This is a genomic window from Mycobacterium sp. TH-M15 (assembly GCF_057473705.1).
In genome coordinates, this window is record NZ_JBYCLB010000194.1 from 1 (window position 1) to 1,603 (window position 1,603).

Annotated in this window: 1 protein-coding gene and 2 pseudogenes; 1 reads left to right on the top strand and 2 read right to left on the bottom strand. The window is 69.2% G+C overall.

Translation table 11 applies throughout. The features are described 5' to 3' along the window. The coding region (locus AC2VNT_RS04590; RefSeq protein ID WP_486945727.1) for an LmeA family phospholipid-binding protein at positions 1-1,010 on the top strand (1,010 nt) is incomplete at its 5' end. A gap of 19 nt (positions 1,011-1,029) precedes the next feature. On the opposite strand, the pseudogene AC2VNT_RS04595 reads toward AC2VNT_RS04590, so the two are convergent. Both AC2VNT_RS04595 and AC2VNT_RS04600 read right to left on the bottom strand, forming a co-directional pair. Continuing rightward, positions 1,030-1,095: pseudogene (locus AC2VNT_RS04595) on the bottom strand (hypothetical protein); the annotation flags it as partial. A gap of 72 nt (positions 1,096-1,167) precedes the next feature. Beyond that, positions 1,168-1,332: pseudogene (locus AC2VNT_RS04600) on the bottom strand (hypothetical protein); the annotation flags it as partial. Positions 1,333-1,603 lie beyond the last annotated feature (271 nt).

A 1,603-nucleotide genomic window follows, 5' to 3' on the forward strand; every position in this document is an offset into this window, starting at 1 on the left:
AGCACGGCCCCGGCCAGCCGGGCGCCAACCCTTCCCCGCCGCACCACCAGCCGAGCCCGGACGAGTCCTCCACCCGTCGGATGCCGGCCGAGGGTCACCGGCCCGATCAGCCGACCACCCGGATTCCGGGCTATCCGGCCGGACCGCCTCCGCACCCGGTCCAGGCCGGACCGCCGGAGCAGGCCGAGCCGGCGAAGCAAGCCGCTCCCCCCGCCGAGCCGTCCGCCGGGGAGGCCGAGAAGCCGAAAGAACGTCACGACAAAGGCTTTCTGCGTGACCCGCTGGCGTTGACCCTGACCGCGATCACCGTGGTGGCGTTGCTGCTGGCCGGCATGGTGGGCGCGGAACTCATCGCCCGCGGCATCGCCGATCGCAAGGTGGCCAAGGCCACCGAGTGCGTGGTGGAGGACTCCGCCGATGTCTCGTTCGGCGTCTGGCCGCCGTTCCTGATCCAACACATCACCGGCGACTACACCAACATCTCCATCCGCACCGCCGGGCACCAGGTGAAGAAGGCCAAGGAGATGAAGGTGGACATCGAGGTCTTCGACGTCCGGCTGCACCCGGAGGCCGCCTCGGCGGGCAGGGGCACCATCGGCGCCCTGGATGCCACCATCACCTGGCCGACCGTCGGCATCAAGGACACCGTCCGGTCGATGATTCCGCTCTTCGGCGACGCGATCTCCGACGTCAGCACGAACGCCGGCGACGGCACCGTGTCACTCCAGGGCCCGTTCGGGCTGGGCGGTGTCACGGTCAAGCCGGAAGCCGCCGACGGCAGGCTGTCGCTGAAAGTGGAGAAGCTGACCGGCCTGGGCAGCATGGCCCTGCCGCGAGAGATAGTGCAGCCGGCCCTGGACGAGTTCATCTCGAAGCTGACCAGCGATTACCCGCTGGGCCTACGGGCCGACAGCGTGCAGGTCACCGACAGCGGGGTGATCGCCAAGTTCTCCACCCGCAACGCGACCATCCCGTCGCACGCCGAGGATCCGTGCTTCGCCGAGCTGTGAGCGGGACGACGCGGCCGGGCTAAGAGTTGACCCGTAATTGACTGGTTGTTTTGAGGTTCCAGCGGCCACTGCAGCGGCAGTGGGAGGTGGTGTTTCGGCTACGTCGGGCGCTGCACCGCGACGCCGCGTCGCGGTGTCGGGCCTATTGGGCCGCCCACCGTGACCGGCGCGGACACAGCTCAACGCAGCCGCTCGGGCCGCGGATCTTGCGGCGCCTTGCCCAGCCCCAGCCAGCCAACACGCCCCCACACGACGGGCAGCTCAACTCACCACCCACCAGCCGACGTTCGACTTGATCGGCATCTACTTCTACGGTGACCATTGCGCCTCCGAGCGCGAATAGACGGCCCTCCCGCACAGTCCCGCCAAAGACCACGGGAGGGCCGTCACCTACAACGACCTGATCACCGTGCCGCCCCGACACCACAAGGACCAAACCCGCCAGCCGCGGTCGGCACGATCACCACCGTCAATTCCGGACCCCTACCCCCAGGTCCTCGCCCTGAGTGCCGGTCAACACTGTGCCGGCCCACCCGGCTGGCGTTGTCGACGCGGCCGGGCGGCGGCTCGTGGTGGGATCCCCAAGACGCTCG